This is a genomic window from Afipia sp. GAS231 (assembly GCF_900103365.1).
In the GTDB taxonomy this organism is placed as follows: Bacteria; Pseudomonadota; Alphaproteobacteria; order Rhizobiales; family Xanthobacteraceae; genus Bradyrhizobium.
This window is the reverse complement of sequence record NZ_LT629703.1, coordinates 1,368,785-1,390,750: the sequence shown is the minus strand read 5'-3', so window position 1 is coordinate 1,390,750 and position 21,966 is coordinate 1,368,785. Positions and strand designations below refer to the sequence as shown.

Genomic DNA, 21,966 nt, shown 5'->3' with positions numbered 1-21,966 from the left:
GGAGAACGGGGAGGGACGGTACATTGGCCTGGCAAAGGCTCGTTTACCGCCCGGGGGCATCTTCCGGGGGCTTAGCCGCAGCAGTGTGGAGTGAAAATGGCGGTACAGGATCCAAAACGACGCGTTGCGCTGATTACTGGTGTCACTGGCCAGGACGGCGCATATCTCTCCGAATATTTGCTGGGCCTCGGTTATATCGTCCATGGCATCAAGCGGCGATCGTCGTCTTTCAACACTTCGCGGGTCGATCACCTTTACAGGGATCCCCATTCCGGCAACGTGCCGTTCTTGCTTCATTACGGCGACATGACAGATTCAACCAATTTGGTCCGGCTGGTGCAGCAGATCAGGCCGACCGAGATCTATAACCTCGCCGCGCAGAGCCACGTCGGTGTGAGTTTCGAGAGCCCGGAATATACCGCCAATGCCGACGCGATCGGCGTGCTGCGTCTGCTGGAAGCGATCCGAATTCTGGGCATGGAGAAGGAAACACGGTTCTATCAAGCCTCGACCTCTGAGCTGTACGGCCTTGTGCAGGAAGTCCCGCAGAAAGAAACGACCCCGTTCTATCCGCGGTCGCCCTACGGAGTCGCCAAGCTCTATGGCTACTGGATCACCGTAAACTATCGCGAAGCTTATGGCATTTATGCCTCGAACGGTATCCTATTCAATCACGAAAGCCCGATCCGCGGCGAGACTTTCGTGACGCGCAAGATCACGCGCGGCGTTGCCCGCATCGAAGCCGGACTAGAAGAGTCGCTTTACCTTGGAAATCTCGAGGCCAAGCGCGACTGGGGTCACGCCAGGGATTATGTCGAGGGTATGCATAAGATCCTGCAGGCAGAAGCGCCCGAAGATTTTGTGCTGGCAACCGGCGAGACCCACTCAGTGCGCGAATTCGTTGAACTGGCATTCGCCGAAGTCGGCCGCCGCATCGAGTGGCGCGGCAAGGGAGTCGAGGAAACCGGTGTCGAATGCAAGTCCGGCAAGACCCTTGTGCGGATTGATCCGACTTATTTTCGCCCGACCGAGGTCGATCTCTTGATCGGCGACGCCAGCAAGGCGCACCGCAAGCTCGGCTGGAAGCCTAAAACTACCTTTGCCGAACTTGTAAGGGAAATGGTGATAGCCGATATCGCAATGACCCAACGCGAGGTCGCCAATGGCAAGAATACCGTTTGATCTGGCCGGTAAGACTGTCTACGTCGCTGGCCATCGGGGCATGGTCGGATCCGCGCTCGTGCGACGGCTGGAGCGGGAGAATGTCGAGTTGTTGTCGGCAAAACGAACCGAAGTCGATCTGCGTGATCAATCGGCAGTAAATCGCTGGTTCGCTGATAATCGCCCGCAGGTGGTTTTCCTGGCGGCGGCCAAGGTCGGCGGGATAGCCGCAAACAACACGCTCCGTGGCGAGTTCATTTACGACAATCTGATCGTGGCGACCAATGTCATCCATGCAGCCCATGTCCATGGCACAGAGAAACTGATGTTTCTCGGTTCTTCCTGCATTTATCCTAAGCATGCACCACAGCCGTTGAGTGAGGATCGGCTGTTAACAGGACCGCTTGAGCCAACCAATGAGCCCTATGCGATTGCCAAGATCGCTGGTCTGAAACTGGCCGAAGCCTATCGCAGCCAATACGGCTCCGATTTCGTTTGCGTGATGCCGACAAATCTCTACGGGCAGGGAGACAACTATCATCCCGAATACAGCCACGTGGTCGCCGCGCTGATTCGCCGGTTTCATGATGCGAAGACTTCTGGCGCCAGCAACGTCGTGGTTTGGGGTACCGGTACCCCACGCCGGGAATTCCTCTTTGTTGATGATCTTGCGGACGCATGCATTCATTTGATGAAGATCTACTCCAGCCATGAGCTGGTCAATATCGGTACCGGTGAGGACATCACGATCGCTGAGTTCGCGCGAGTGGTTGCCGCCGCAGTTGGATATATCGGCGATATCAGTTTCGATTCATCGAGGCCCGATGGCACGCCACGCAAGTTGCTTGACGTCAGCCGCCTCGCCAAGCTTGGATGGCGCGCACAAACGACGCTCGAAGACGGAATCAAGCGGGCCTATCGGGCGTTCCTCTTAGAATCCAAATGATGCGCCGGCGTGCGCCGTCCAGTTTCACACAAAGATGTGGAATTCAGTGTAGTCGTGGCCCGAGAGGGCCTTGCCGTCGTAGGCGATTACGAAAAGATCGTCGTTGCTGCCTTGAGCCCCTGCGACAAACGTGGTCTGCGCGACCTGCGCGGCGGTCAGCATATGTACCGCTCCGGCGGACTGCACGATTCCGTTGACTACGAAGTGACCGCTGTTCGCCGCGGAGGTGTTGTCAAGAAGGTAATAGATTAGCGAGTCGCCGTCGGCGTCGGTCGCGCTGAACAGGCTGGATGCTGCAATGGACTGTCCCTGGGTTGCAGCGACATTGGTCGAGGGTACGGTCAGCACCGGGGCATGGTTCGGCGTCGCAGTTATGTTGAGAGTTGGATGGTTGGAGAAAGCCGTTCCATCGAAGGCTGTTAGGACGATGTTATCTGTCGTACCTGCGGTGCCTGCTACGAAAGAGGTCTGCGCGAGTTGTGCGGCGGTCACCATGTAATTGGTGCCGTCCGGAATCGTCGTTCCGTTCACTACGAAGTGGCCGCTGTTCGGACTCGTGTTACTGTCATAGAGATAAAAGGACAGCGTATCGCCGTCGAGGTCGGTCGCGCTGAACAGGCTGGTTGCGGCGATCGAATGCCCCTCGGTCACGGAGATATTCGGCGATGTGGCAGTCAACAGCGGTGCGTGGTTTGCTGCGACGTTGACGTGAAATTCGCTGTAGTTGCCTCCGTTGGAGTAGGCCTTGCCGTCGTAGGCGATCACGAGAAGATCGTCGGAGACGCCAGAAGTTCCGGCGACGAACGTGGTCTGCGCCAGTTGGGCAGCGGTGACCCCGTAAGGCGTTTCTGCCGACACAACAGCGCCATTGACGACGAAGTGGCCGCTGCTGGCGTCAGGGGTGTTGTCATAGAGGTAATAGGTCAGGGGGTCGCCGTCGGCGTCGGTCGCGCTGAACAGGCTTGAGGCCGCGATGGATTGTCCGGCCGTTGCAGCCACATTGGCCGACGCCACAGTCAACAGCGGTGCGTGGTTTGCTGCAACGTTGACGTGAAATTCGCTGTAGTTGCCTCCGTTGGAGTAGGCCTTGCCGTCGTAGGCGATCACGAGAAGATCGTCGGAGACGCCAGAAGTTCCGGCGACGAACGTGGTCTGCGCCAGTTGGGCGGCGGTGACCCCGTAAGGCGTTTCTGCCGACACAACAGCGCCATTGACGACGAAGTGGCCGCTGCTGGCGTCAGGGGTGTTGTCATAGAGGTAATAGGTCAGGGGGTCGCCGTCGGCGTCGGTCGCGCTGAACAGGCTTGAGGCCGCGATGGATTGTCCGGCCGTTGCAGCCACATTGGCCGACGCCACAGTCAACAGCGGTGCGTGGTTTGCTGCAACGTTGACGTGAAATTCGCTGTAGTTGCCTCCGTTGGAGTAGGCCTTGCCGTCGTAGGCGATCACGAGAAGATCGTCGGAGACGCCAGAAGTTCCGGCGACGAACGTGGTCTGCGCCAGTTGGGCAGCGGTGACCCCGTAAGGCGTTTCTGCCGACACAACAGCGCCATTGACGACGAAGTGGCCGCTGCTGGCGTCAGGGGTGTTGTCATAGAGGTAATAGGTCAGGGGGTCGCCGTCGGCGTCGGTCGCGCTGAACAGGCTTGAGGCCGCGATGGATTGTCCGGCCGTTGCAGCCACATTGGCCAATGTTATCGTCAGTACGGGGGCATGATTGACGACGGGCGCCGAAGTGCCGGACGATATGTGAAAGCCGAGCGCATCCATCTGCTTGAGGTCAATCGCGGAAAGTTGTTGAATGGTGCCAGACCCGTAATATTCATTGAAGGGATCGGTTGATCCCTGCACGCCGCTATTGAGGAAGTCGCTGGGATCGGAATTCTGACCGTAGTCGGCGATCTTTGTATTGCCGCCATCGACGGAGAAATAAGCGGCAGGAGCTGTGGATCCGCCCGAAATCAGTCGCGTCCCGGCGCCGGTAAAACGAAAGAGGTCGAAAATATCTGGTGAAGAACTTTGGGGCTGACCATATGGGACGCGGCCCAGCGCGTGTGTTAGTTCATGAAGGGCGACGCCGACCAGCAGGTTCGGATTGATATCGGTCGCGAAGGTAGCGCTGCCGTCGTCGGTGGTGGTGTCGTTGGCTCCGATCACCCCCCAAAGCTTTAGCTGTGCATTCCAGACCGCGACGTTGGACTGTCCCTGGATCGTTGTGCCACTGAGCAACGCGTTGAAGGTCGTATCTCCAGAAGTCGCGTTATTGACCAAGGCGGCTTTGACAGAAGAATAACTTTCGTAGACGCCATTATCTGGGCCAGCGGCCGCGCCGCCACCGGTGCCGCTATAATCAATCTTGATGTTTACGGTGATCTTGTCGGTGATCGAAGCGGTAATCAAGGCCGCCGCCTGCTCGATGCCCGCGCGGAAGCTTGCCGGAGCGGCCATAGCCGCGGCGTCGAATAAAAGATTGAACGTAATGCCCCCCGTTGTCACGGCGACCGAGGTAGTAGCTCCGGCTTGCGCGCCTGAGGATTGGACAGCTTCGCTGACCAATGGCGGCGTCGGCGCTAACGGTGTGCCAAGCGTGGTGGAGGGAAGGAAATTCGTATAGTCAGGGGGGGCCCAGCCAGCATTAAAAAAGCCGTCAGACGTATCTTGCAGACCGAGGAGGAAATTAGACTTCATCTCTTAGCCTTTGGCACCTCAGAAAGAACTCTCAGACCCCTTCCAGGCTCCTGCATGTTTCGGGCGCTAGGATGGTGTTTTGGGACTAACTCGACCATGAATGCCATCCGACCGACTTTAACGAACTGGCAGATTCGTACCTTAGCGTTAATTTGGCGTGAAGGCGCGCGGCGTCTTGAGCTGCAGCCGATTCGATATACACCCGGATAGCCGGCGCCTCGCATCGCATACTTCCACGCTGTGAAGTCGCGGTGGTGGCGCCACGTCCGAAAATCGGCGTCGATGCGGTTGGATAGAAAAGCCTCCACGCCTCTTCGAAAGAAGACGGGCAGTCTCGAACTTGGTGGCCGAGCCGTTGCTGTGCTCCCTAGGGTGACAGCCCGGATAGAAGCCACAGCGCAATTCTCAAGGATCTTCTCGTGCGGCTGGCCGACGCGGCGCGCGATCGTGCGCGACGTGCACATCACCATAGAAGACCTACCAGATGCCAGTGTTGCCGCGGGCGTCGCGCTCCTCGTTGGTTTCCAAGTTGCTTACCCTTCGCTCTCAGTCCGAGTTCGACAAGCCGGTGGATGGCTTCACTTCCGCTGCTATGGCTTCACTTCCGCTGCTTTGCAGCAATGGCTGCTTCCTTCAATTCAACCGCTAGGCGCTCTACGCGTGCTGGTCCGATCAAAGCAACGGGCCACAGCTTCGCCACCCCAAGTTTGATGATTACAGCCGTGCGAATGGATGGACATAGCAACGCGCCCCCCTGATCCCGTAAATGATTTCCCTGTTATTTTGAGGAGGTGATCGATACCGAGTCGCAAAAAAGCGCGCGGTTTTCCGCGTATGAGAAGTCGCTTAGAGGGCAATTTTTTAGAAATTCCCTTTAATTTTCCCTATTTGCAGGGAATTCGGCGTCGGAGATCGGTTTAGCCGGACGGCTTCCCCCACCCCATCGCTCGACCTGCGAGCACGCACGCCGCCCCAAAACCAATCGGCGAAGGCGGTCGCGGTTCTACCGCTCGTCGGATATCACCTTGCCGTCGTTCGGCAGTGAGGCGGCCGCGACCAGTTCGACATTGCCGCCGAGCTTGGTCACCGCACGTAATGTCGCCGATAGTTCGCTCTGAAGGGCTTCGGCCGGAGAGGCCGTTTCCGCTTTCAGCGTCATCAGGTCGGCTTCGCCGGAGCGCGTGACGACGAGTCGCAGCCGTCCGAGTTCGGGATGGCGTTTGCCGATCTCGGCAATTTGCTCCGGCCGCACGAACATGCCCTTGACCTTGGTGGTCTGGTCGGCGCGTCCCATCCAGCCTTTGATGCGCATGTTGGTGCGCCCGCACGGGCTGACGCCTGGCAGCGCCGCGGTGAGGTCGCCAAGCGCAAGCCTGATCCAGGGATGCTGCGGATCGAGCGAGGTGACGACGATCTCGCCGACGTCGCCGGGCACGACGGGATCGCCGGTGCCGGGCTTGACGATCTCCATGATCAGATCCTCGTTGACGGTCATGCCGTCGCGCGCCGGGGTCTCAAAAGCAATCATGCCGAGGTCGGCGGTGCCGAACGCCTGATAGGCATCGACGCCGCGCGCCTTGACCTCGTCCTGCAGTGATTTCGGAAATGCTGCACCTGAGACCAGCGCGCGCTTGATCGATGACACGTCGCGCCCGCCGGCGGCATCGAGCAGGATCTTCAAAAAATCCGGCGTGCCGCTATAGCAGACCGGGCGGTAGGCCTCGATCAGCTCGAACTGCTGCTCGGTATTACCGGGACCGGCCGGGATCACCGCGCAGCCCAGCGCCCGCGCCGAGGCGTCGAAAATGAAGCCGCCGGGCGTCAGATGATAGCTGAAGGTGTTCAGCACCACGTCGCCGGGCCGGAAGCCGGCAGCAAACAGCGCCCGCGCGCCCCGCCAGGGATCAGCGTGGGCGGACTCGGGCTCGAAGATCGGGCCCGGCGAAGTGAACAGGCGCCCGAACGAGCCCAGCGGCCCCGCCACGAAGCCGCCAAAAGGAGGTGATGCCTTGTGCAGGGCAGGCAGTTCCGACTTGCGCAGCACCGGCAGCCGCGCCAGCGCGGCCCAGTCGGTCACGGAAGCGGGATCGATGCCCTTCAGGCGCTCGGCATAGGCGGACGCCGCCATGGCCTTGCGGAGAATATCCGGGAGCTTGGCGAACAGCTCCGCCTCGCGCTTGGCCGGCTCGCGCGTTTCGAGGGCGTCGTAGTGGTCGGTCATGGCTGATCCGTCAGGTTAGGGCTCATTGCGCGCCGCCTGTGACGTGCTATCAGACGGCGGCTTCTATCGGTGTTGGAGTTGCCTCGGAGAACGCGATGGCTGATGCACAAACTGCTGCGGCGGAGGATTCGGTCGACGTCATCGCGCGGCTGAAGGGCCGCATGATCGACCATGCATTGCCGCTGTGGTCTGGCGAAGGCTGGGATCCGAAGACGGGCGGCTTTATCGACCGGCTCACGCCGGACGGACGTGCCGACGTCGCAGCGCCACGCCGTATTCTGGTGCAGGCCCGGCAGATCTACTGTTTCGCCAAGGCCGCACAGATGGGCTGGTATTCGCAAGGCCGCGAGGTGGCGCTGAAGGGGCTGGATTACCTGTTGACCAAGGCCAAAAGCCCCGACGGCAAGCCCGGCTTCGTCCATGTCCTGACGCCTGAAGGCGCCGTGCTCAAGCCGTTGCGCGATACCTATGACCACGCCTTCGTGCTGCTGGCGCTTGCGACGGTCTACGCGCTGGATCGCGACGCGCAGGTTCGCGCCGAGATCGACGCGCTCTGTTATTTCCTGGATACCCAGCTGCGCTCGCCGAACGGCGGCTTTCACGAAGGCTTGCCGGCGTCGATGCCGCGGCGGCAGAATCCGCAGATGCATCTGTTCGAGGCGATGATCGCGGTGTTCGACGCGACCCACGAGCCGGTGTTCCAGAACCGCGCCGGTGATTTCTTCGCGCTGTTTCTCGCCAACCTCTACGACAAGCAGAAGCAACTGCTCGGCGAATATTTTGAAGAGGACTGGTCGAGGATCGAGCCTGTCAGCATCGAGCCCGGACATCAGGCGGAATGGGCCTGGCTGCTGAAAGGATTCGAGCGCATCACAGGCTGTCCGACCGCACGTTTTCGCGGCGAGCTCTTGGCGTCGGCGCTGCGCTACCGTGACGAGGCGACGGGCTGTCTGGTCGACGAGGGCGACACCGCCGGCAACGTCAAGCGTCATACGCGACGGCTGTGGCCGCAGACCGAAATTGCCAAAGCGTGGATCGCGCAAGCGGAGGCAGGTGAGGCCGGTGCCGCCGACGAGGCGCTGATGGCGCTGGTGCGGCTGGAGCGGCATTACCTCTGCCATCCCGTGGCCGGCGGCTGGTACGATCAATTCGACCGCGACGGCAACTCGCTGGTCGCCACGATTCCCGCGTCGTCGTTCTATCACGTGCTCTGCGCGGTGACGGAGGCAGAGCAGGTGCTCGGGTAAACGCCTTTTGTTTTGACGCGTTTTCTTGACGCGAACCGGTTCCCACTTCGCTTGAAAACGCTCTGTAGCCTTCACAGCCACCGCTTCCGCCGTTTGAAGCTCTTCAGGTTTTTAAAACTCTTGCGCTGGTCGCCGGCGCCGCCGAGGTAGAACTCCTTGACGTCCTCGTTGTCGCGCAGTTCGTCGGCCGAGCCGTCGAGCACCACCTTGCCCTGTTCCATGATGTAGCCGTGGCTGGCGACCGAAAGTGCGGCGCGCGCGTTCTGCTCCACCAGCAGGATGGTGACCCCGAGGTCGCGGTTGATCTCCTTGATGATGGCGAACACTTCCTTGACCAGCAGCGGCGACAGCCCCATCGACGGCTCGTCCATCAGGATCATCTTGGGGCGCGCCATCAGCGCGCGGCCGATCGCCAGCATCTGCTGTTCGCCGCCGGAGAGATAGCCGGCGAGGCCGGTGCGTTCCTTCAGGCGCGGGAAATACTTGAAGACCATGTCGATGTCGTCGCCGACCTCATTGTCGCTGCGGGTAAAGGCGCCGAGCCGCAGGTTTTCCAGCGACGTCATGTCGGAGATGATGCGGCGGCCTTCCATCACCTGGAAGATGCCGCGGCGGACGATCTTGTCGGGATCGATGCCGTTGATGCGCTCGCCATCGAACACGATTTCACCGCGGGTGACTTCGCCGTCCTCGGTCTTGAGCAGGCCCGAGATCGCCTTCAGCGTCGTCGACTTGCCGGCGCCGTTGGCGCCCAGCAGCGCCACGATCGCGCCCTTGGGCACGTCGAGGCTCAGCCCGCGCAGCACCAGAATGACGTCGTCATACACCACCTCGATGTTGCGCACGCTGAGCAGCGGCGCGGGGGCGGTGGCGACGGCTGGCGCCGGGCGGGCGGTATCGACGGTTTCAATCATGTCCGTTCACTCTCGCTGTCGTCACCCGCGAAGGCGGGTGACCCAGTATTCCACTGACGTCTGAGTTATTCCGCGATGGCGCGGCGTACTGGATCCCCCGCTCCAGTGTGCAATTGCGTACGAGGCGGGGGATGACGTCCTGTGTTCGTGACGTTCAGTCTCAGCTTACCAGCCAAACCATTCCGGCTTGCGCGGCAGTTCGACGGTCTTGACCTTCTCGAGCTTGATGGTGCCCTTGGCCATGACGTCGTTGATGTCGCCATCGGTCGCGCCCGATACTTTCGAGCGATACAGATCGACCTTCGTGGTCGGGCGGTGATCCTTTTCGGTCCAGGTCGAGGGATTGCAGACCCCCTCCATGCCGGCCGGCACCCAATCCTTCTTCTGGTAGAAGCCCTTGGCGACGTTCTCGCCGGTGGCGCCGCCGTTCTTGGCGGCCCAGTCGAGCGCTTCCTTCAGATACAGCGCGCTGCAGACGCCGGCGATGTAGTGCACGGGACGATAGACCTTGCCTGAGGGGTCGGACATTTTCGAGATTTCGATCACGGTCTTCATGCCCGGCGCATTGCCGCCCCACGCTACGGCGGTCCGCAGCGGGAAGATGACGCCGTCGGCCGCATCGCCCGCGGTCTTGGCGGCATTCTCGTCCATACCCCAGACGTTGCTGAGGAACTGAACGTCGACGCCAGCGGTTTTGCAGGCCTTCATCACGGAGATATTGGAGGCGGCGGTATTGCCCAAATAAGCGTAATTGGCGCCGGCGCTCTTCAGGCTGAGGCACTGCGCGCTGTAGTCGCCCGGCGAAAGCGCGAACACCAGCGGCGGCAGCACCTCGAAGCCGAGTTCGGTGGCGAGCACCTCGCCGGCGGCCTTCGGGGCGTTCGGGTAGGGGTGGTTGGCGCCCATGTGGACGAACTTCGGCTTGCCGGGCTTGCCCTTGGCCTTCCAGTCCTCGGCCGCCCAGGTCAATTCGGCACGGAGCGCATCTGAATAGCTCGGGCCGTAGAAGAAATTATACGGCGCCGGCTTGGCCTTGCCGCTGGTGCCTTCCGGATCGGTCAGTGCGGCGGCGTAGGAGCCGGAGATGTCGGGGATCTTGTCCTGCGCGAGGAAGCCGGTGAGCGCCTCGGTATCCGCGGTGCCCCAGCCCATGATCGCGGCGACCTTGGCATCGGGTGCCGACCATTTCTTGTAGAGCGCGATCGCGCGCGGCACCTGGTAGCCGTAGTCGTTGCTGTCGACATTGAGCGGCTTGCCGCCGACGCCGCCGTTCTTGTTGACCCAAGCGAAGGTGTCCGCGACGCCCTGGCCGTAGGGGGTGCCGACGTCGGCGGTGCCGCCCGACAGATCCTGCAGATGGCCGATCGCAATTTGCGCCTGAGCGGTTGCGGAAGCGCCGCCGATCAGCAGCGCCAGTGAAACGGTGCTCAAAAGGGATTTCATCGTCATAGACATTTTCCTCCGGTCTTTTGTTGAGTTCGTTGTCGTCGCTCCAGTTCCCGCCTCAATGCGAGAACGGGTAGAGTTTCCAGTAGGTCTTGATCTGCCGCCAGCGATGCGCAAGCCCGTCCGGCTCAAACATCAGGAATCCGATGATGATCAGCCCGATCGTGATCTCGCGCAAAAAGGTGATGTTGTTGTTGAGCGACAGCGCCTTGTCGATCGCGCTGCCCTTCAGGCCGGAGCTGAGCCACTCCATCGATTCCGGCAGCAACACCACGAACGCGGTACCCATCAGCGTGCCCATCACCGATCCGGTACCGCCGATGATGATCATCGCCAGGAACAGGATCGAGCGCTCGATGCCGAAACCTTCATTGGAGACGACGAGCTGATAGTGCGCGTACAGCGCGCCGGCGATGCCGGCGAAGAAGGCGGCGAGCCCGAACGACAGCGTGCGGTATTTGGTAAGGTTGATGCCCATGATCTCGGCGGAGAGATAATGATCGCGGATCGCGACCAGCGCGCGGCCGTCGCGGGTGCGCATCAGGTTGGTCACCAGCAGAAAACTGATCACGAGATAGGCCAGCACCACGTAGAAATATTGTTTATCGCCGCGGAACGTATAGCCGAAGATCGAGAACGGATTGGCGCTGGCCGGCACCGAGCCGCCGGAGAACCAGTCGGCGCGCGAGAAGAAATCCAGCAGGATGTATTGCGCGGCGAGCGTTGCGATGACGAGATAAAGCCCCTTCAGCCGCGCCGCCGGCAGGCCGAAGATCAGCCCGACCAGCGCGGTGATGACACCCGCAAGCGGAATGGCGAAGAACACCGGGATCGGCACAGTGTTGGAGATGTAGGCCGAGGTGAAGGCTCCGAACAGGAAGAACGCGGCGTGGCCGATCGAGATCTGGCCGGTGAATCCAACCAGGATGTTGAGGCCGAGCGCCGCAATGGCAAAGATGCCGATCTGGATCGATATGCTGAGCCAGTAGTTGCTGAACACCAGCGGCGCGAAACAAACCAGGATGATGCCGGCAATCGCAAAGTTGCGACTGGTCGTGGTCGGAAAGATCGTGGTGTCCGCCGCATAGGTGGTGCGGAAGTCGCCGGACGGGATGAGGGAAGGGCCAGCCATGAATTACACCCGCTCGATGTCTTTGGTGCCGAACAGCCCATAGGGCTTGATCATCAGGATAATGATCAGCACGTAGAACGGCGCGATTTCGTAGAGATTGCCCCAGTGCAGATATTCGCTGTCGACATATTGCGCGACGTTTTCCAAGAGACCGATGATGATGCCGCCGACCACGGCGCCGCCGATCGAATCGAGGCCACCGAGGATCGCGGCCGGAAATACCTTGATGCCGTAAGCGGAGAGGCCGGAGGATACGCCGTTGACGACGGCGACCACGACGCCCGCGACCGCCGATACCATGGCCGAAATCGCCCAGGCCATCGCGAACACGTTTTTCACCGAGATACCCAGCGACTGCGCCACCTGCTGGTTGAAGGCGGTGGCACGCATCGCGAGGCCATATTTGGAGGCGCGGAAGAACCAGGCCATGCCGATCATCATCGCGACCGATACCACGAGGCTCATCACATAGACGGTCTGGATCTGCAGGCCGAGGAAACTGACGGACTGGCTCTCGAACACGCGCGGGAACGGCTGCGGGTTGACGCCGAACATCCACTTCAATGCGGCCTGGAACACGGTTGAGAGACCGATGGTGACCATGATGACGGAGATGATCGGCTCGCCGATCATCGGGCGCAGGATCAGGATCTGGATCGCGATCCCAAACACGAACATGAACACCAGCGTCAGCGGCATGCCGATCCAGAACGGCACCTGGTATTTCGCGAGCAGCGCCCAGCACACCCATGCGCCGATCAGCAGCAATTCGCCTTGCGCGAAATTCACCACCTGCGTCGCCTTGTAGATCAGCACGAACGACATCGCGACTACGCCATAGAGCGTGCCGACCACGAGGCCGTTGACCAGAAGCTGGATCAGGAAATGGATGTTCATTCCGCGGCCTCCGCGACCGGCATATCATGCGCGAGATCGACCACCCGCAGCGTGGTGCGGATGCGCTGGGTGGTGCCGTCCTGGAAGCGGATCACGGTATCGACCGGGATGTCGCGCTTGCCGCCGTAGATCGCATCGATAATCCCGGCGTATTTTTCATTGATGACGCTGCGGCGGACTTTCCGGGTGCGGGTCAGCTCGCCGTCGTCGGCGTCGAGTTCCTTGTAGAGCAGCAGGAAGCGCGAAATGCGTTGCGCCGGCGGCAGCGTGGCGTTGACGGTCTCGACTTCCTTGCGCACGAGATCATAGACCTCCGGGCGCGAGGCGAGGTCGGTATAGGTGGTAAACGAGATGCGGTTCTTCTCCGCCCATTTCGAGATGATCGAGTAGCGGATGCAGATCATCGCCGCCAGCGCATCGCGGCCGGCGCCCAGCACCACCGTCTCGGCGATGTAGGGCGAGAACTTCAGCTTGTTTTCCAGATATTGCGGCGAGAAGCGTTCGCCGCGCGAGGTCTCGGCGAGATCCTTGATGCGGTCGATGACGACGAGCTGCTTGTTGTCGTTGAAATAGCCGGCGTCGCCGGAATGCATCCAGCCGTCCTTCATGTCGGCGGCGGAGGCTTCCGGATTCTTGTAATAGCCGAGATACATGTTGGGATGGCGTACCACGATTTCACCAACCCCTGCGATGTCGGGCTTGTCGATCTTGATCTCGATATCGGCGGCCATCGGCACGCCGGTCGTGTCCGGATCGACCTTGCCGGCCGGGTGCAGCGTGTAAGCGCCCAGCAGTTCGGTCTGGCCGTAGAGCGTGCGCAGCGGCACGCCCATGGCCTGGAAGAACTTGAAGGTATCAGGCCCGAGCGCAGCACCTCCGGTCGCCGCTGAGCGCAGCCGCGTGAAGCCGAGGCGGTCGCGCAGCGCGCGGAACAGCACCTTGTCGGCCAGCATCGAGTGCTTGCCTTCGACAAGCGCCGAGAGGCCGGTCTTCATGCCGAGGTTGTAGAGCTTCTGTTTCAGAGGTGAGGAGTCCATCACGCCGGCGCGGACGTCGGCGGCGATCGATTCCCAGACCCTTGGTGCGAACAGCACGAAGGTCGGCGCGATCTCGCGGAAATCGTTCATCATGGTGTCGGGCTCTTCGACGAAGTTGACCTTCATCCGGCACAGCAGGCCTTTGCCGAGCACGTAGACCTGCTCCATGATCCACGGCAGCGGCAGCACCGAGACGTATTCGTCGTCCGGTCCCTTCGGATCGAACGAGAGATACGTCGCGCAATGTTTCAGCACACGACCGGCAGCGAGCATCGCGAGCTTCGGATTGGCCGTGGTGCCCGAAGTGGTGCAGAGGATCGCGACGTCCTCGCCCTTGGTTTGATCGACCAGGCGGTCGTAGAGCCCGGGCTCGCGTGCGGCGCGCTCGCGACCCATATCCGCCAGCTTCCCGGCTTCCATCAGCCGCGGATCTTCATACTTCCGCATGCCGCGCGGATCGGAATAGACGATGTGCTTGAGGTTCGGCACGCGCTCGGCCAGCGCCAGCAGCTTGTCGACCTGCTCTTCGTCCTCGGCAAATACCAGTTTGGCCTCGCCGTAACTGAGCAAATACGCCGCTTCCTCGTCGAGCACGTCGCGATAAAGGCCGAGGCTCATGGCGCCGATGGCGTGGGTTGCGATTTCGGCCGCGACCCAATCCGGCCGGTTGTCGCCGATCACGCCGATGACGTCGCCGCGCCCGAGGCCGAGTTCGACCATGCCGAGCGCGAAATCATGGACGCGTGTCTGATAATCGTTCCAGGTGAAGATGCGCCACAGCCCGAGATCTTTCTCGCGCAGCGCAATCTCGCCGCCGTGCTCCTTGGCGTTGAGGCGCAACATTTTCGGATAGGTGTCGGCTTGGGCGACACGGCCCGCGTAATCCATCATGCCGCGCACTCCGGAGCGGCGGCGGGCTTGTCGTCGGGATCGACGAGGACCTCGTCCTCTTCGCCGAGATAGGCGCGCTTGACATGGGGATCGGCCAGCACGGCAGCCGGATCGCCTTCGGCGATCTTGCGGCCAAAATCCAGCACCATGACGCGATGGGAGATATCCATGACTACGCCCATGTCGTGCTCGATCATCATCACGGTCATGCCGAACTCTTCGTTGAGATCGACGATGTAGCGCGCCATATCCTCTTTTTCTTCGAAGTTCATACCGGCCATGGGCTCGTCGAGCAGGATCAACTGCGGCTCCAGCGCCATCGCGCGGGCAAGCTCGACGCGCTTGCGCAGGCCGTAGGGCAGGGTGCCGGCGGTCGCCTTGCGGACCGACTGGAGGTCGAGGAAGTCGATGATTTCCTCCACCTTGCGGCGGTGCTCAAGCTCCTCGCGCCGCGCGCCGGTCAGCCAGTACAGCGATCCCGTGATGAAATTGTTCTTCAGCAGGTGGTGCCGCCCGACCATGATGTTGTCGAGCACGCTCATGTGGTGGAACAGCGCCAGATTCTGAAAGGTGCGGCCGATACCGAGCGACGGACGCGCGTTCGGGTTCAGGCCCGTAATGTCCTTGCCGCGATAGAACAACTGGCCTTCGGTCGGCTTGTAGCGGCCCGAGATGCAATTGACGATCGAGGTCTTGCCGGCGCCGTTCGGCCCGATGATCGAGAACAGCTCGCCATCATTGACGCCGAAACTGACTTCGGTCAGCGCACGGACGCCACCAAAGCGCAGTGACACCCCGCGCACTTCCAAAGAGTAAGCCAACCCATTCCTCCAGATACGGCGCTTTGCGCGCTCTTTATCTATGTTTGCACACGATGGTGCGATCCTACATCGGCGGCACCCGCGAGGCCATCCGACTATTGACGTCGGACCGAAGCCGCTGCGCGGTAACGCCGCACCCCGCATACCGGCCGTTCCCGTGCCATCAGACGGGACCATCGGCGAGCCGGCACGAGGTGGCCCTCAATAAGGGAAAGCGATACGTTGAAATGTCTTGTGGCTGACAATTGGCCAGCAAATTTCGTGAAGTCGGATGCGCGTACGGGTGATTGTTGCAGTGCAATATGAGAGTTGGGGCCACGGGCGACGGTCGATGAAGCAATGATTGCCCCGGATTATCTGAAGCGGATAGCGGCGTGGTCGCGCGAGCTCAGCGAGCGCGAGATCGAGATCGCGCGCGCCGGTATCGTCGAAAAATCCTACCGCGCCGATGAATTCATCTTCATGCGCGGCGATCAGTTCGACTACTGGACCGGCGTCGTCAGCGGTCTGGCGCGGATGGGCATCGTCTCCCGCGGCGGCAAGGCCGCGAGCTTTGCCGGTCTCACCGCCGGCGCATGGTTCGGCGAGGGCACCGTGCTGAAGAACGAGCCGCGGCGCTACGACGTGGTGGCGCTGCGCGATACCAGGATTGCGATGATGAACCGCAGCACGTTCCTGTGGCTGTTCGAGAACAGCGTCGGCTTCAATCGCTTCCTGGTCGGACAGCTCAACGAACGTCTCGGGCAGTTCATCGGGCTATTGGAATATGGCCGCACGCTCGATGCGACCGCGCGGCTGGCCCGCTCGATCGCCTCGCTGTTCAATCCGATTCTCTATCCGGACCTGACGCCGCATCTCGAAATCACGCAGGAAGAGATCGGGGCGCTCTCCGGCATCTCCCGGCAGAATGCCAACCAGTGCCTGAAGCGGCTGGAGCAGCAGGGGCTGCTGCGCTTGGAATATGGCGGCGTCACCGTCCTCGACCTCGAACGCTTGCGACACTACGGCGAGTAGGCTGCACGAGAGTCAGCGTGATCCGACAGCCCGCGGCGGATGTTTCGCCAGCGCGGTCGCCATCGCCGAGATCAGCGGCCGCATGAAGAAGGCGTCGTCGGCCGGATAGATATCGGTGCGCAAGCCCTGCGCCTTGAGTTCATCCGACACCGCCGGTCCGACCGAGGCGATCGGGGTTTGCCCAAGTCCTTGCCGCAAGCGGTCCTCGCAGCCGCGGGCGCGGGCGACTTCGACCAGGCGGCGGACCTGACCGAGGTTGGTCAACGCGATCGCATCGATCCGCCCCTCGGCCATTTCGTCGATGGCAACAACGATATTGGCGTCGGCGGCCTGCGCGTCATAGGCGTAGGGCAGCACAGTATCGATTTCAGACACGCCTTGGGCCTTGATGGCGCCGATCAGCACCCCGTGATCCTTGTCCGGATAGAGCTGCAGGCCGACGCGTCGGCCGCGCAAATCGTGGCGCGACAGCATTTCGGCAACGCCCTCAGAGGTCGGCTTTTCCGTCGTCACCTGCGGCTCCAGCCCGATTTCGCGTAGCGCCTTGCCGGGCTTCGGACCGCGAATGAATTTTCGAGCGCTTCCGAGCGCCGTGACGAAGGCCGGTTCGACGCCGATGCGCCGCACCACCTTCATCAGCCGGCGCAAGCCTTCGCCGGTCATCAGCACCATGTCGTCGCAGGGTTTTGCGATGAATCGCCCGATCCAGGCTTCGATCGGCGCCGGATCAGGCGCGTCGTGAATCGTGAACATCGGGCATTGCAAGACGTCGGCGCCCTGCTCGGTGAGCAGTCGCGAAAACTGCGCCTCTTCACGCGTTTCCAGGATCAGGATGCGGTACCCGTTCAGTCTGTCAGCCATGATCGAATCCTAACGCAAATCGTCCGCGATTTGTTCATCCTGACCCTCCTTTCGGGATTGGCGCAAGCGCGTCGGCGGTGATAGAGCAGGGCGCAAATTGCCGCTTCCTCTCTGCCTTAATTGTAATCAAATCAGCCATGCCCGATCATCAGTTCGTCCTGACCCTGTCCTGTCCGGATCGCCCCGGCATCGTTTCCGCGGTATCGACCTTTCTTGCGCATAACGGCCAGAACATCCTGGATGCCCAGCAGTTCGACGACGTCGAGACCAACAAGTTCTTCATGCGGGTGGTCTTTGCCGCTGCCGATCTCGCAGTGGAATTGCAGGCGTTGCAGACCGGCTTTACCGCCATTGCCGATCGTTTCAGCATGGACTGGCAGATGCGCGACCGCGCCAATAACCGCCGTGTGATGCTGCTGGTTTCCAAATCCGATCACTGCCTGGTCGACATTCTCTACCGCTGGCGCACCGGCGAACTTCAGATGATCCCGACCGCTGTTGTCTCCAACCATCCGCGTGAGGCCTATGGCTCGCTCGATTTCGGCGAAATTCCGTTTCACTATCTGCCGGTCACCAAGGAAACCAAGCGCGAGCAGGAACAGGCGATCCTGAAACTGGTTCAGGACAGCCATACCGATCTCGTGGTGCTGGCGCGCTACATGCAGATCCTGTCGGACGAGATGTCGGCAAGCCTGTCGGGACGCTGCATCAACATCCATCACTCATTTTTGCCGGGCTTCAAGGGCGCGCGTCCCTACCACCAGGCGCATGAGCGCGGCGTCAAGCTGATCGGCGCCACCGCGCATTACGTCACCCGCGATCTCGACGAAGGCCCGATCATCGACCAGGACGTCGAGCGCATCAGCCACCGCGACATGCCGGAAGACCTGTCGCGCAAGGGCCGCGACATCGAACGTCGCGTGCTGGCGCGTGCGATGCGCCACCACCTCGAGGACCGCGTCATCCTCAACGGCCGCAAGACCGTGGTGTTCATGGATTGATGCGAGTTGTGATCCGCGTCTATTTGACCGGCAGGCTCGCGGCGAGGGTGCGAACGATCGGCTTCGGCAATTCGATGCCGGAAAGCCGCCATTCGGTTCCCTCGAAGTGCAGGTTGATCGCGGCGTAGCTTTCCGGGTCGGACTTTTCGCTGACGCGGATGCCGAGCAGCACCGGCTGGATGAAATTGACCCGTCCGAGCAGCGCCAGCCAGTTTCCGGTGTGCAAATCGCCCAAGGCCGGCAGGCCGGCAAACGACGGCAGTCCCTGTGAAGCGTCGACCTTGCCGTTTTTCAATATCTGCGTGAGGTTGTCGGCCGTCAGCATCTTGGCCGCCATCGCATCCGCGATGGTCGCGCCATAGGTGTTGATCAGCATCTTTTCCATCGCGCCGACCTTGCGCGTGGCGCCGATGCGATCGAGATAGGCGTTGACGATCTGGTTGGTCAGCGATCGGCTGACCGCCTTGACGTCGGTCTTCTCGAGGATCTTCGTGATATCGCCGGCGCGTGCGGCCGACGCCAGCGTGGTGAGCGAGGACGCCGCCAGTCCGAGATAGATCGCAACGGCGACAATGAGAGCGGCAATCGTGCTGAGAAACCAGCGCATCGGAAAATCCTGTTCGCACAGCGTGCGGTGCCGTTACCGGCGGCGCAACGACGGTCGCCGTGCGAGACTGTTCTAATGTTGAAGAAATGCCGCAAAGGCGACGACGCGGTATTGCATGCGTGACGGCACGATGCCAGCGGCGATTTTGTGGTGTGTTCCCTGCTGGAACCAGTTCCCGGCGACGCTGCAATCAGTGCGATTTGAATGTCAGTGAATCGCATCATTCGAAGAGGAAACAGGCTTGGCCTCCTCCGGGCGTTCCGCTGCCGGCATCAGGCGCTTGCGCTCGCGCTCCTTCATGTACTCGTCGTATTTCGCGGTGCCCGGGCGCGGCGGTGCGTCCGCGGGCAGGCCACCGGCCCATGCCGGGATCGAGTCGCTCATGCCGGCGGCGAGTTTTTCGTTGATGGTCCCGCACCCGCTCAAGCCAAGGCATGCCAGGGCAACGGCAACGAGTGCGGCGATATGGCGGGCTCTGATCGGCATCGGCGGCAAATTACAACTTTGATCTTTACGGATGATGGACTGCGCGCCTTGGCGCCGGCCCAGACCCTGGCGTTTCCGTTGACAGGACCATTTTATTTGTACAATCGTACAAATGCCGGAGCGCTTATCCGGAAGCGACAGGCCGAGCAGGTGGTGGCTTCGATTGTATCATGATACCTAACACCTGCGTGTACCGTTACGGGCGAAAAGTCTGCCTTGCGGCAGGGGCACGCCCTTAGTCTGACTGGACAATACGCCGCCGGAGGACGTCATGTCGCGGCGCTACACGGCCGAAAAATCTGGGCTATGGTGAGGCAAGGGCCGGGGACTCGGTTCGAGGCACAAGACCGATCAGGGGGAGACCAATTTTATGTCCATTCGCAGTCAACTATTGCTGGCCGCAAGTGCCGTTGCCGGCATTCTGGCCCTTGCACCGGCGCAAGCCGAAGATGCGGTCAAGATCGGCCTGATTCTGCCGATGACCGGCGGCCAAGCCTCGACCGGCAAGCAGATCGACAACGCCGTCAAGCTCTACATGCAGCAGAACGGCGATACCGTCGCCGGCCGGAAGATCGAAGTCATCCTCAAGGACGACGCTGCGGTTCCCGACAATACCAAGCGCCTCGCGCAGGAACTGATCGTCAACGACAAGGTCAGCTTCATCGCCGGCTTCGGCGTGACGCCGGCAGCCCTTGCGGCGGCGCCGCTGGCAACCCAGGCCAAGGTTCCCGAAATCGTGATGGCGGCGGGCACCTCGATCATCACCGAGCGCTCGCCCTATATCGTGCGCACCAGCTTCACGCTGGCGCAGTCGTCGACCATCATCGGCGATTGGGCCGCCAAGAACGGCATCAAGAAGGTGGCGACGCTGACCTCCGACTATGCGCCGGGCAATGACGCGCTGACCTTCTTCAAGCAGAACTTTACCGCCGGCGGCGGCGAGATTGTCGAAGAGGTCAAGGTGCCCCTGGCCAATCCGGACTTCGCGCCGTTCCTGCAGCGCATGAAGGACTCCAAGCCGGACGCCGTGTTCGTGTTCGTGCCGGCAGGCCAGGGCGGCAACTTCATGAAGCAATATGCAGAGCGCGGGCTCGACAAATCGGGGATCAAGGTGATTGGCCCCGGCGACGTGATGGACGACGACCTGCTCAACGGCATGGGCGATGCGGCACTCGGCACCGTCACCGCGCATTTGTATTCCGCAGCACATCCGTCAGCCGCCAACAAGGAATTCGTCGCCGCCTACAAGAAGGCGTTCGGTTCGCGTCCGGGCTTCATGGCGGTGAGCGGCTATGACGGCATCCGCCTGATCTACGAGGCGCTGAAGAAGACCGGCGGCAAGACCGACGGCGATGCGCTAATCGAGGCGATGAAGGGCATGAAGTGGGAAAGCCCGCGCGGTCCGATTTCGATCGATCCGGAAACCCGCGACATCGTGCAGAACATCTATATCCGCAAGGTCGAGAAGGTCGACGGCGAACTCTACAACGTCGAATTCGCGACCTTCGAGGCGGTGAAGGATTCCGGCAAGACGAAGAAGTGACGACGAAGTCGTCTCTTCGGACGCGTTCTGGCTCGCCTCTCTCCACGTCATGCCCGGCCTTGTGCCGGGCATCCACGTCTTTCTCGCTGCCGAACGTCGGGAAGACGTGGATGGCCGAGACAAGCCCGGCCATGACGATCTATAGTTTTCGTATCGCCATGCAGGCCAAGCTGACTCGATGACAACCCTGTTCACCATCCTGTTCGACGGTGTTGCCTACGGCATGCTGCTGTTCGTGCTGGCCTGCGGGCTTGCCGTGACGCTCGGGCTGATGAACTTCGTCAACCTGGCCCATGGCGCCTTCGCCATGACCGGCGGCTATGTCTGTGCCGTTCTCGTCAACCAGTCCGGCTGGCCGTTCTTTGCGTCCCTGCCGTTGGCCTTTGTTGCAAGCGCGCTGATCGGGATCGTGCTGGAACGCGCGCTGTACCGCCATCTCTACACCCGCAGCCATCTCGACCAGGTGCTGTTCTCGGTCGGCCTCGTCTTCATGTCGGTGGCGGCGGTCGACTACATCATGGGATCGTCGCGGATCTTCATCAAGCTGCCGGCGGCCCTCGAAGGCCAGTTCGATTTCTTCGGCGTCGGCATCGGTCGCTACCGGCTGATGATCGTCGTGATCTGCGGCCTGCTCACGGTGGCACTGCAATTGATTTTGGCGCGCACGCGCTTCGGCAGCCGGCTCCGCGCGGCGGTCGATGACCCCCGTGCGGCATCGGGCCTCGGCATCAACGTGCCGCAGGTGTTTGCGTTCACGTTTGCCTTCGGTTGCGGCCTTGCGGGCCTCGGCGGCGCGCTCAGCGCCGAGATCCTCGGGCTCGATCCGTACTTCCCGCTGAAATTCATGATCTACTTTCTGATCGTGGTGACCGTCGGCGGCTCCTCCAGCATCACCGGGCCGTTCCTGGCCTCGCTGCTGCTCGGCATCGGCGACGTCGCGGGGAAATACTACGTTCCCAAGATGGGGCCGTTCGTGATCTACACCATGATGATCGTGATCCTGATCTGGCGTCCGAACGGCCTGTTCGGCCGCACCGCCGCGCGTTGAGCCCC

18 protein-coding genes are annotated in these 21,966 nt (G+C 61.4%); 7 read left to right on the top strand and 11 right to left on the bottom strand.

The features are described 5' to 3' along the window. The first annotated feature begins 96 nt into the window (after positions 1-96). The gene (gene gmd / locus BLS26_RS06695; protein ID WP_092517720.1) at positions 97-1,182 is read left to right on the top strand and encodes a GDP-mannose 4,6-dehydratase; all 1,086 of its coding nucleotides are present in this window, start codon (positions 97-99) and stop codon (positions 1,180-1,182) included. Further along, the gene (locus tag BLS26_RS06690; RefSeq protein WP_092509523.1) at positions 1,163-2,107 is read left to right on the top strand and encodes a GDP-L-fucose synthase; all 945 of its coding nucleotides are present in this window, start codon (positions 1,163-1,165) and stop codon (positions 2,105-2,107) included. Before gmd ends, BLS26_RS06690 begins: the two co-directional genes overlap by 20 nt. Before the next feature lie 24 nt (positions 2,108-2,131). Here BLS26_RS06690 and BLS26_RS36485 read toward each other — a convergent pair whose 3' ends face one another. Then, the gene (locus BLS26_RS36485) at positions 2,132-4,795 is read right to left on the bottom strand and encodes an NF038122 family metalloprotease (protein WP_197681315.1); all 2,664 of its coding nucleotides are present in this window, start codon (positions 4,793-4,795) and stop codon (positions 2,132-2,134) included. A gap of 1,003 nt (positions 4,796-5,798) precedes the next feature. Continuing rightward, on the bottom strand, positions 5,799-7,016 hold the full coding sequence (locus tag BLS26_RS06680; RefSeq protein ID WP_092509521.1) for a phenylacetate--CoA ligase family protein: 1,218 nt from the start codon (positions 7,014-7,016) through the stop codon (positions 5,799-5,801). A gap of 95 nt (positions 7,017-7,111) precedes the next feature. Between BLS26_RS06680 and BLS26_RS06675 the strand changes: the two genes are divergently transcribed. Next, positions 7,112-8,263 (top strand): AGE family epimerase/isomerase, encoded by a 1,152-nt coding sequence (locus tag BLS26_RS06675; RefSeq protein ID WP_092509519.1) that lies wholly within the window; start codon positions 7,112-7,114, stop codon positions 8,261-8,263. Between the two features lie 71 nt (positions 8,264-8,334). Here BLS26_RS06675 and BLS26_RS06670 read toward each other — a convergent pair whose 3' ends face one another. From BLS26_RS06670 to BLS26_RS06645, 6 genes are all read right to left on the bottom strand, one after another. Then, positions 8,335-9,177, bottom strand: a complete 843-nt coding sequence (locus BLS26_RS06670; RefSeq protein ID WP_092509518.1) for an ABC transporter ATP-binding protein — start codon at positions 9,175-9,177, stop codon at positions 8,335-8,337. 165 nt (positions 9,178-9,342) lie between these two features. After that, positions 9,343-10,626 (bottom strand): ABC transporter substrate-binding protein, encoded by a 1,284-nt coding sequence (locus tag BLS26_RS06665; protein ID WP_092509516.1) that lies wholly within the window; start codon positions 10,624-10,626, stop codon positions 9,343-9,345. 55 nt (positions 10,627-10,681) lie between these two features. Continuing rightward, on the bottom strand, positions 10,682-11,755 hold the full coding sequence (locus BLS26_RS06660) for a branched-chain amino acid ABC transporter permease (protein WP_092509514.1): 1,074 nt from the start codon (positions 11,753-11,755) through the stop codon (positions 10,682-10,684). 3 nt (positions 11,756-11,758) lie between these two features. Continuing rightward, the gene (locus tag BLS26_RS06655; protein WP_092509511.1) at positions 11,759-12,652 is read right to left on the bottom strand and encodes a branched-chain amino acid ABC transporter permease; all 894 of its coding nucleotides are present in this window, start codon (positions 12,650-12,652) and stop codon (positions 11,759-11,761) included. After that, positions 12,649-14,580 (bottom strand): long-chain fatty acid--CoA ligase, encoded by a 1,932-nt coding sequence (locus tag BLS26_RS06650; protein WP_092517718.1) that lies wholly within the window; start codon positions 14,578-14,580, stop codon positions 12,649-12,651. The genes BLS26_RS06655 and BLS26_RS06650 overlap by 4 nt, the downstream gene beginning before the upstream one ends. Beyond that, a complete protein-coding gene (locus BLS26_RS06645; RefSeq protein WP_092509509.1) occupies positions 14,577-15,401 on the bottom strand; it encodes an ABC transporter ATP-binding protein in 825 nt (274 codons plus the stop codon). Before BLS26_RS06645 ends, BLS26_RS06650 begins: the two co-directional genes overlap by 4 nt. A gap of 339 nt (positions 15,402-15,740) precedes the next feature. Between BLS26_RS06645 and BLS26_RS06640 the strand changes: the two genes are divergently transcribed. Next, positions 15,741-16,415 (top strand): Crp/Fnr family transcriptional regulator, encoded by a 675-nt coding sequence (locus tag BLS26_RS06640; RefSeq protein WP_092509507.1) that lies wholly within the window; start codon positions 15,741-15,743, stop codon positions 16,413-16,415. Between the two features lie 12 nt (positions 16,416-16,427). Here BLS26_RS06640 and BLS26_RS06635 read toward each other — a convergent pair whose 3' ends face one another. Then, a complete protein-coding gene (locus BLS26_RS06635) occupies positions 16,428-17,276 on the bottom strand; it encodes a uroporphyrinogen-III synthase (protein ID WP_092509505.1) in 849 nt (282 codons plus the stop codon). A gap of 137 nt (positions 17,277-17,413) precedes the next feature. Between BLS26_RS06635 and purU the strand changes: the two genes are divergently transcribed. Then, positions 17,414-18,277: a formyltetrahydrofolate deformylase gene (purU, locus tag BLS26_RS06630; protein ID WP_092509503.1), complete on the top strand. Its 864-nt coding sequence runs from the start codon at positions 17,414-17,416 to the stop codon at positions 18,275-18,277. Between the two features lie 19 nt (positions 18,278-18,296). On the opposite strand, the gene BLS26_RS06625 is transcribed toward purU, so the two are convergent. Both BLS26_RS06625 and BLS26_RS06620 read right to left on the bottom strand, forming a co-directional pair. Continuing rightward, positions 18,297-18,884, bottom strand: a complete 588-nt coding sequence (locus BLS26_RS06625; protein ID WP_092509501.1) for a DUF2939 domain-containing protein — start codon at positions 18,882-18,884, stop codon at positions 18,297-18,299. Positions 18,885-19,091: 207 nt separating this feature from the next. Further along, positions 19,092-19,370 (bottom strand): hypothetical protein, encoded by a 279-nt coding sequence (locus BLS26_RS06620; protein WP_092509499.1) that lies wholly within the window; start codon positions 19,368-19,370, stop codon positions 19,092-19,094. 370 nt (positions 19,371-19,740) lie between these two features. Here BLS26_RS06620 and BLS26_RS06615 point away from each other — a divergent pair, with 370 nt between their 5' ends. Together BLS26_RS06615 and BLS26_RS06610 are read left to right on the top strand one after the other, a co-directional pair. Further along, complete coding sequence (locus BLS26_RS06615) at positions 19,741-20,913, top strand: ABC transporter substrate-binding protein (protein ID WP_092509497.1); 1,173 nt, start codon at positions 19,741-19,743, stop codon at positions 20,911-20,913. Positions 20,914-21,091: 178 nt separating this feature from the next. Further along, entirely contained in the window at positions 21,092-21,961 is an 870-nt protein-coding gene (locus tag BLS26_RS06610; protein ID WP_092509495.1) for a branched-chain amino acid ABC transporter permease, read from the top strand. Positions 21,962-21,966 lie beyond the last annotated feature (5 nt).

What these genes read in the sequence shown, in the direction of transcription:
- BLS26_RS06635 (WP_092509505.1), bottom strand. Translation starts at nt 17,276, where the DNA reads ATGGCTGACAGACTGAACGGGTACCGCATCCTGATCCTGGAAACGCGT.
- BLS26_RS06675 (WP_092509519.1), top strand. Translation starts at nt 7,112, where the DNA reads ATGGCTGATGCACAAACTGCTGCGGCGGAGGATTCGGTCGACGTCATC.
- BLS26_RS06640 (WP_092509507.1), top strand. Translation starts at nt 15,741, where the DNA reads ATGATTGCCCCGGATTATCTGAAGCGGATAGCGGCGTGGTCGCGCGAG.
- BLS26_RS06670 (WP_092509518.1), bottom strand. Translation starts at nt 9,177, where the DNA reads ATGATTGAAACCGTCGATACCGCCCGCCCGGCGCCAGCCGTCGCCACC.
- BLS26_RS06615 (WP_092509497.1), top strand. Translation starts at nt 19,741, where the DNA reads ATGTCCATTCGCAGTCAACTATTGCTGGCCGCAAGTGCCGTTGCCGGC.
- BLS26_RS36485 (WP_197681315.1), bottom strand. Translation starts at nt 4,795, where the DNA reads ATGAAGTCTAATTTCCTCCTCGGTCTGCAAGATACGTCTGACGGCTTT.
- BLS26_RS06655 (WP_092509511.1), bottom strand. Translation starts at nt 12,652, where the DNA reads ATGAACATCCATTTCCTGATCCAGCTTCTGGTCAACGGCCTCGTGGTC.
- BLS26_RS06660 (WP_092509514.1), bottom strand. Translation starts at nt 11,755, where the DNA reads ATGGCTGGCCCTTCCCTCATCCCGTCCGGCGACTTCCGCACCACCTAT.
- BLS26_RS06650 (WP_092517718.1), bottom strand. Translation starts at nt 14,580, where the DNA reads ATGATGGATTACGCGGGCCGTGTCGCCCAAGCCGACACCTATCCGAAA.
- gmd (WP_092517720.1), top strand. Translation starts at nt 97, where the DNA reads ATGGCGGTACAGGATCCAAAACGACGCGTTGCGCTGATTACTGGTGTC.
- purU (WP_092509503.1), top strand. Translation starts at nt 17,414, where the DNA reads ATGCCCGATCATCAGTTCGTCCTGACCCTGTCCTGTCCGGATCGCCCC.
- BLS26_RS06620 (WP_092509499.1), bottom strand. Translation starts at nt 19,370, where the DNA reads ATGCCGATCAGAGCCCGCCATATCGCCGCACTCGTTGCCGTTGCCCTG.
- BLS26_RS06680 (WP_092509521.1), bottom strand. Translation starts at nt 7,016, where the DNA reads ATGACCGACCACTACGACGCCCTCGAAACGCGCGAGCCGGCCAAGCGC.
- BLS26_RS06610 (WP_092509495.1), top strand. Translation starts at nt 21,092, where the DNA reads ATGACAACCCTGTTCACCATCCTGTTCGACGGTGTTGCCTACGGCATG.
- BLS26_RS06690 (WP_092509523.1), top strand. Translation starts at nt 1,163, where the DNA reads ATGGCAAGAATACCGTTTGATCTGGCCGGTAAGACTGTCTACGTCGCT.
- BLS26_RS06625 (WP_092509501.1), bottom strand. Translation starts at nt 18,884, where the DNA reads ATGCGCTGGTTTCTCAGCACGATTGCCGCTCTCATTGTCGCCGTTGCG.
- BLS26_RS06665 (WP_092509516.1), bottom strand. Translation starts at nt 10,626, where the DNA reads ATGACGATGAAATCCCTTTTGAGCACCGTTTCACTGGCGCTGCTGATC.